Raw genomic sequence first — 8,229 nt, forward strand, 5'->3', positions numbered from 1 at the left:
TTCTATTCTTTTTTTGAGTCGTCAAGAACTTTTTCCAGATATTTTCCCGTTATGCTGTTTTCGCATGCAGCCACCTCTTCGGGAGTGCCGCAGCATACGAGCTGTCCGCCCTTGTTTCCGCCGTCGGGACCGAGGTCTATCACGTGGTCGGCATATTTTATCACATCCATGTTGTGTTCTATCACAATGATGCTGTGTCCACGCTTTATCAGCTGGTCAAACGAATTGAGCAGTTTCTTGATGTCGTGGAAGTGCAGACCTGTTGTCGGCTCGTCGAAGATGAACAGTGTGGGGTCAGCCTTTTCCTGTCCGATGAAATAAGCCAGTTTCACTCTCTGGTTCTCTCCGCCGGATAGGGTAGAGGAGTTCTGTCCGAGTTTGATATATCCCAGTCCGACGCTCTCCAGCGGCTTCAGTCTCTTCACGATGTCCTTCTGGTTGTTTTCCGTGAAGAATTCTATTGCTTCATTGACTGTCATGTTGAGGATGTCGTCGATGTTTTTTCCGGCAAATCTCACTTCCAGAATTTCCTTTTTGAAGCGTTTGCCGTGGCAGGCCTCACATTCCAGTTCCAGGTCGGCCATAAACTGCATCTCCACCGTGAGCACTCCCGTTCCCTTGCATTCCTCGCATCTGCCGCCTTCGGCGTTGAACGAGAAGTATTTTGAAGAGAATCCCATCTGCTCAGCCAGCGGCTGTTCGGCGAAGAGCTGGCGGATGGCGTCGTAAGCCTTGGTGTATGTCACGGGGTTCGACCTCGTGCTCTTGCCGATAGGGTTCTGGTCCACCATCTCCACGTGTTTTATCGTCTTTATGTCGCCGAATATCGATGAGTATTCACCCGGCATGTCAGCCACTTCGTCGAGCTGTCGTTTCAGGGCAGGGAAGAGTATGCCCTTGACGAGCGAGGATTTTCCCGATCCGCTCACTCCCGTCACCACCGTCATCACGTTGAGCGGGAATTTCACTTCTATGCCCTGCAGGTTGTTCATTCTCGCTCCCTTTAAGCCTATGAAGAGGTTCCAGCTGCGTCGGTTGGCAGGCACTGGTATGCGCTCCTCGCCGAGCAGATATCTGATGGTGTGGCTTTCGGGATATTTCTTTATCGTGTCGCTTGTTATCTTCTGCGGGTCGCCTTCGAACACCACTCTGCCTCCGAGTCGTCCGGCGTCAGGACCGATGTCGATTAGATGGTCGGCAGAACGTATGATGTCTTCGTCGTGTTCCACCACCACCACCGTGTTTCCCAGAGCCTGCAGGTCTTTCAGCACGCTTATCAGTCTGAAGGTGTCGCGGCTGTGCAGTCCGATGCTTGGTTCGTCGAGGATATAGAGCGATCCCACCAGACTGCTTCCGAGCGATGTGGTGAGGTTGATGCGCTGGCTCTCTCCGCCGCTCAGCGTGTTAGACTGTCTGTTCAGCGTGAGGTATCCCAATCCCACTTCCACAAGGAATCCCAGTCTGTTTTTTATCTCTGTGAGCAGTCGTTTGCCCACGGCGGCATCGTGGTCGTTGAGGCTCAGTTCGTCAAACCATTTCTTCAGGTTCTCCACAGGCATGTCCACGAGGTCAGAGATGCTCATTCCCTGTATCCTGACGTAGTTTGCCTCCTTTTTCAGTCTTCTGCCGTGGCATTCCGGACATACCGTTCTGCCGCGGTATCTGCTGAGCATCACGCGGTATTGTATCTTGTATTGGTTTTCTTTCAGCATCTGGAAGAAGTCGTCGATGCTCACCCTGTCGTATTTGTCTCTGCTTTTGTCGGATGGCAGACCGTGCCACAGCCAGTCTTTGTGCTTCTGCGACAGTTTGTAGTATGGTTCGAAGATCGGGAACTTGTCTGTTGCCGCTCTTCTGATGAATTCCTTTTTCCATTCGCCCATTTTCTCTCCGTGCCAGCATTGCACGCATCCGTCGTATACGCTGAGCGATGAGTCTGGAATCACGAGTTTCTCGTCGATGCCGATCACCATTCCGAATCCCTCACACATAGGGCAAGCTCCGATGGGGGAGTGGAAAGAGAACATGCCGTCGCTCGGCTCTTCGAATGTCATGCCGTCGGCTTCGAAGCGAGTTGAGAAATCATATACTATGTTTGCCGGCATGATGGCGATTCGGCATGCCCCGTCGCCCTCGTAGAAAGCCGTCTCCACTGAGTCGGTGAGTCTCGACAGCGTATCGTTGTCGCTTTCCCACGCTATGCGGTCTACCACTGTCCAGATGTTCTCGTCCTTTATGTTCTCGTCCAGTTTGTCATCGTTGAGCAGGTCGTCGATACGCTGGAAGTCGCCTTTCACGAACACTCGTGTGTATCCCTGCTGCATGATCATCGTGAGCTGTTGCGAGAGAGTGCGGTCGGCGATTCTCACCACCGGTGAGAGCACCACGAAGCGCGTGCCTTCAGAGAAGGTCTTCACCTTGTTTATCACGTCCTCCACGGTGTGTCGTTTCACCTCGTTGCCGCTTATTGGCGAGAAGGTGTGTCCGATGCGTGCGAAGAGCAGCCGCAGGTATTCATAAATCTCCGTGCTTGTGCCCACTGTGGAACGAGAGTTTTTGGAAATCACTTTCTGTTCTATGGCTATTGCCGGTGGCAGTCCCTTTATGTAGTCGCATTTCGGTTTGCTCATCCTTCCGAGAAACTGTCTGGCATATGCCGAGAGGCTCTCCACATATCGTCTGTGGCCTTCGGCATACAGTGTGTCGAAAGCCAGTGATGACTTGCCGGAGCCGGAGACACCGGAAATCACGATAAACTTGTTTCTTGGGATTTCCAATGATACATTCTTCAGGTTGTTCACCTGTGCGTTCTTTATATAGATGTTGCCACTCATTATCCTTGTTGTGTATAGTAAGATGTGATTTCCTGCAAAAATAACTCTATTTCTTGATATGACAAAGTGTTTGCGTGTTTTAACTCCAATTTTCGGCAAGAGGGAGTGCAGGCTGCCGTTTGGTAGGATTGATGGTTTTGCGGATGATGGATGTTGTTTGGAATGGACAAAAGCATAAAAAGAGGGCGATCAATTGACCGCCCTCAACCAACACAAAAACTAAACTAGACTTAATTAGACAATCGGTACTTTCACAAGCACCCGCTTGTCGATTGCAAATATACTGCAAATATTTGAATGCCAAAACAATAATGGCTGTTTTTTTAATCAGAATAGTTAAAAATTATAATTTTGTTGTTTTATTATACAAAAATTGGTCTAAAATCACCATTGCCGCCATTGATTCCACTATCGGAACCGCTCTTGGCAACACGCAGGCATCGTGTCTGCCGCTTGCCTTGAATGTAGTGGGATTGCCGTCTTTGTCGATGGTTTCCTGTTTCTGAAGCAGTGTGGCTACAGGTTTGAACGCCACCCGGAAGAATATGTCGTTGCCGTTGGAAATTCCGCCCTGTATACCTCCGCTGTTGTTAGACCGCGTCTTTATCTTTTCGTCTTCGGGATAGAAGATGTCGTTCATCTCGCTGCCGCGATGCGTCACTCCCTCGAATCCCGATCCGAACTCAATTCCCTTCACGGCGTTGATGCCGAGCATGGCATATCCGAGCATGGCGTTGAGCTTGTCGAACTCCGGTTCGCCGATGCCTATCGGACAATTCCTTATCACACACGTCACTGTGCCTCCGATGGTGTCGCCACAGCTCTTCACTTCGGCGATGAGGCTCTCCATGAGTTTCGCCTTCTCTGCGTCGGGACATCTCACGATGTTGCTCTCCACCTGTGTCAGGTCATACCTGGTGTAGTCGTTGTCGAGGGCAATGCTGCCCACCTGCGATGTGTATGCCACAACTTCCACTCCGATCTTCTTCAGGGCCAGTTTTGCCAATGCTCCTCCCACACATCTGCTTATGGTGATGCGTGCCGATGATCTGCCGCCGCCGCGATAGTCTCTTATGCCATACTTGTTATAATATGTGAAGTCGGCATGCGATGGCCTGAACAGGTCGCGCATGTTGTCGTAGTCGGCGGAATGCTGGTTGGTGTTTCTCACGATGAAACCAATAGGGCATCCCGTAGACTTTCCCTCGAACGTGCCGCTCAGAATTTCCACTCTGTCGGCTTCGTTCCTGCTTGTTGTCACGCTGCTCTGTCCGGGCCGGCGCCTGTCGAGCTCGCTTTGGATGAAGTCGATGTCGATGTCGATGCCGGCAGGCAGACCGTCCACCACTCCTCCCACGGCTTCTCCATGGCTCTCCCCGAAAGTCGTAAGTGTGAATATGTTGCCGAAAGTGTTACGCATGTGTCTGGTGATTTGTTTCCAAACGGTCATCAAGGTGTCATCCCAAAACGATGTGATATTCTACAACTGCTTATAGTATTCCTGATGACCGTCTGGGGGTATTGTCAAATCCTTCTGATTAGTGGCAGCCGCCGCAACCGCCGTTATTGCTGCCACAGTCGCCGCTGCAGTTGCAGTCGCCTCCACATTCACCACCGCAGCCGCTGCATCCGCCACCGCTCAGATGGTTGATGATGGTCTGTATCTCCTCGTTTGTAGCCTCTCTTGCCTCAACGATAGAGCCTACGAAGTGCAGATCCTTGCCGGCCAGAGGGTGGTTGAGGTCTACTGTCACCTTGTCGTCGCCGATTTCCAGCACCTTGCCGAGGAAACGCTGTCCGTTCTCGTTCTGCAGCGGAATGATGGCATCCTTGTATATATTATCGGTGTCGAGCTTGCCGTCGATGCAGAACATCTCCTTGTCGAGGTTCAACACGCGTTCTGCCTCATGCTCTCCGTATGCCTGCTGCTTGGTGAGCGTGAAGTCGAAGTCGTTCTTCTGCTCGTCGTTGAGAGCCACGATGGTGTTCTCGAAGTCGTCGAGAGCCAGTCCGAATCCGCTCAAGAACTGGAATGGCTTTTCTGCTGTTGCCTCTTCTACCATTGCCTCTGTGCCGTTCTCATTTGTATAAAGCTTGTAAGCCACGGCGAAATACATGTTTTTCTTATTTTCCATTGTCGTATATATAATTGTTTTTTTGTCTGTATGAGATGTTTTTTGTCTGCTTCTATTTTGCAATAGCCGCTATTGTTCATTGAAAAAAATCCACTCTTCTGAAAAATCAGAATCCATGCCAGCCCTGATGACCGTCTGGGGCTGATCAGGGCAATGCAGTATGCAAAGGTAATGTAAAAAAACGATTTTGCGAGGGAAATGTGTATTTATTTACATTTCCAGGCATCAGACCATAGTCGTGACACCTTGTCTTTCGTCGTTTCCTCAACTTTTCTTGTAGACAGGGTAACCTGCGAAACATTGATAATTCTTATTTAAATCGTTTTCTTGTAGCATTGTTTTTTGAAATGTATTATCTTTGCATTAGGTAATGCCAACCGATGCAGAATATCGTCTGGATGTCATGCATAGGTGAGCTTGCCTTTGCAAAACTTGTTTGTATACAAAATAGAATTCTATGAAAAAACTTATCATTGCATGTATGGCGCTGCTCTGTTCGATGGTGGCAGGTGCCGTGGAGATAGAACCGGGAGTGAGCCAAAAGCTCGCCGAGCAGCGGCGGGCGGCAGTCGGCAATCTGTGTTACGACCTGAAGTTCAGGATTCCCGCTTCGCGGAAAGAAAAGGTGACAGGCTCTGCCGTCATCAAGTTTACGTATAAGAAATGCGGCGACGACCTGCAACTCGATTTTCAGGGAGCCGACGGACAGTATGGCGGTGTGGTGACAGTTAACGGCAAGAAGAGGCGTGCCGAATGGCGCAGCGAGCATATCATACTGAAAGAGAGCTGGCTGAAAAACGGTGAGAATGCCGTAGACGTGGCGTTCACCAGCGGCGACAAGTCGCTCAACCGCAACGACGACTATCTCTACACGCTTTTCGTTCCCGACCATGCCCGTTCGGTATTCCCATGTTTCGACCAGCCTGACCTCAAGGCTGTGTTCAAGCTGAAACTCGATGTGCCGGAAGGGTGGGAGACGGTGTCATCAGTCACCGACCAGCTTATCCCTACATATCTCTTCTCCTTCGTGGCAGGAAAGTTCAGCGTCAAGAAGGCAGAACGCAGCGGCCGTACCATCAAGGCACTCTACCGGGAGACCGACCCCGACAAGGTGGCGCAGCTCGACAAGGTGTTCGACATTGCCGACCACTCCATAAGGTGGTTTGAAAGATATACCGGCATACCCCTCCCTTTCAGCCAATATAATATGGTGGTGCTCCCCGGATTCCAGTTCGGCGGAATGGAACATCCCGGAGCGATACAGTTCACCGACCACGAGATATTCCTCGGCAAACACCCCACACCAGAGGAGGAGCAGACACGTCTGGAGCTGATAGCCCACGAAACGGCACACATGTGGTTTGGCGACATGGTGACCATGCGCTGGTTCAATGACGTGTGGACAAAAGAGGTGTTCGCCAATTTCTTTGCGGCAAAGGTAGCCAGGGAGCAATACCCCGATGTGAACCACGACCTGAACTTCCTGCGTATGTATCAGGCGAGGGCTCTGTCAACAGACCGTACTCCCGGTACGCATCCCATACAGCAGTCTCTCGACAACCTCAACCAGGCTGGATTGCTCTATGGCAACATCATCTACTGCAAGGCACCAGTCATGATGCGCAAGCTGGAGCAGCAGATGGGAGAGGAGGCGCTGAGAGACGGGATCCGCCAATATCTGCATCAGTATGCCTATGGCAATGCTACATGGGATGAGCTTATCGACATCCTCGACAACAAAGCGCCGCAGTGTGGCATCAGGCAGTTTAGCGAGACATGGGTGAAATGTGGCGGTATGCCAACAGTGTCGGCAGAGTGGAAAGACGGCAGGCTCATTGTGAAACAAGAAGATCCGCAGCATCGCGGACTCGTATGGCAGCAGCAGTTCAATGTGCGTCTTGATTTCGCCGATGGCAATGGGGGAGTGAGGAGCGAGTTCGTTCCCGTAGACATGCAGAGCGGCACCGTGGAGATTGAGACAGGTGGGAAACCGCAGAACGTATTGCTGAATGCTGATGGCAGAGGATACGGACTGTTCGTGCTAAACGACCGTTCCGGCAAACCGCTCATGGCAGCGGATGCCGCCGACACCACGGCGCTGGAAGCACCGGCTGACGAACTGCAGCGTTTCGCCCTCGCCATGACTCTCAACGAGAACTTCCTCGCCCATAGGATAGGGGCCCGTCAGTATGCCAATACCATGAGGCAATGGATAGTGAAAGAAAATAACGCCATGATAGCCTCTCAGCTTGCCGGCTACTGGAATAATGCCATCGACAGGATGGATAGCGAAGAGCGCAGCATAAACGAGAGGATGATGTGGGCAGAATACAGGCGTAACGCCATACCTTCGGTGAGACAGCGTCTCGTCCGTCTGCTTTATGCTTCATGTCAGGGTGGCGAGATAGCCGACTCCTTATATGCTGTGTGGAAAGGCAGCACCGACAAGCTGCTCAACAAGAACGACTACAATGGCATGGCTTATCGCCTGGCAATAATGATGCCTCAGAAGTGTGACGAGATATTGGCGGAGCAGCGCAAGAGACTCTCAAATGTGGATGAGTTGAGGCAGTTCGACTTTGTCAGCCGTGCCTGCACGCCTGACACAGATAAGCAGCAGGCACTGTTCCAGTCTGTCCTCAAGGCAGAGAATCGTCAGCCGGAACCCTGGACAGCATCGCTCCTCGCCTTGCTCAACGACCGCACGAGGGAACCTTTCAACAACAGGTACATCACTCCCGGACTTGATGCTCTGATCGACGTGCAGCGCACGAGCGACATATTCTTCCCCGGTTATTGGCTCGGTTCGCTGCTCGGCGGCCATCGCAGCAGTGAGGCGGCAGAGATGGTGAAAGATTTCGTGCGTCAGCATCCAGGCTATCCTCAGAAGCTGATGAACAAGCTGAACGAGAATGCCTTCTGGCTTCTGAACAGATAATAATAAGTCCATCCATATATTCCCCCCTGGCGTGGGGAACATAACCCCCTAATGTGGGGTTTCGTTCCCCACGCCAGGGGGAATTTTCGGCTTATGCGGTTTACCCCAAAGCGAATATGCTGAATTGCGAGTACTTGGTGTTCCGAAAATGTGATGAATTGTAGCGTTTTTCAGACTGTTTGTCGGCAATGCCGGGGGTCAGCGGAAAAGTACTGGGGGTGTTTTTTATTTCATAGTATTTTGTATCTTTGCATTATGAACATGCTTGAACAATTAGCCCGTCTAGTTCTTCCCAAAGAAATACTAGACAATTTCGATATCG

At 51.2% G+C, this 8,229-nt stretch carries 4 protein-coding genes; 1 reads left to right on the forward strand and 3 read right to left on the reverse strand.

What is annotated here, in order from left to right; all coding sequences use genetic code 11:
• Window positions 1–2: 2 nt before the first annotated feature.
• The 3 genes from uvrA to ST42_RS12100 form a co-directional block, all read right to left on the reverse strand.
• Window positions 3–2,834 carry an excinuclease ABC subunit UvrA gene (gene uvrA / locus ST42_RS12090; RefSeq protein ID WP_044073659.1) on the reverse strand — a complete coding sequence of 944 codons (2,832 nt, stop codon included), beginning with the start codon at window positions 2,832–2,834 and terminating at the stop codon, window positions 3–5.
• A gap of 343 nt (window positions 2,835–3,177) precedes the next feature.
• A complete protein-coding gene (gene aroC / locus ST42_RS12095) occupies window positions 3,178–4,254 on the reverse strand; it encodes a chorismate synthase (protein WP_044073660.1) in 1,077 nt (358 codons plus the stop codon).
• Between the two features lie 118 nt (window positions 4,255–4,372).
• Complete coding sequence (locus ST42_RS12100) at window positions 4,373–4,969, reverse strand: FKBP-type peptidyl-prolyl cis-trans isomerase (protein ID WP_044073663.1); 597 nt, start codon at window positions 4,967–4,969, stop codon at window positions 4,373–4,375.
• 457 nt (window positions 4,970–5,426) lie between these two features.
• Between ST42_RS12100 and ST42_RS12105 the strand changes: the two genes are divergently transcribed.
• Window positions 5,427–7,907: a M1 family metallopeptidase gene (locus tag ST42_RS12105; protein ID WP_044073664.1), complete on the forward strand. Its 2,481-nt coding sequence runs from the start codon at window positions 5,427–5,429 to the stop codon at window positions 7,905–7,907.
• The last annotated feature ends 322 nt before the right edge of the window (window positions 7,908–8,229 follow it).

The sequence above is a fragment of the Prevotella pectinovora genome (genome assembly GCF_000834015.1).
GTDB classification, from domain to species: Bacteria; Bacteroidota; Bacteroidia; order Bacteroidales; family Bacteroidaceae; genus Prevotella; species Prevotella pectinovora.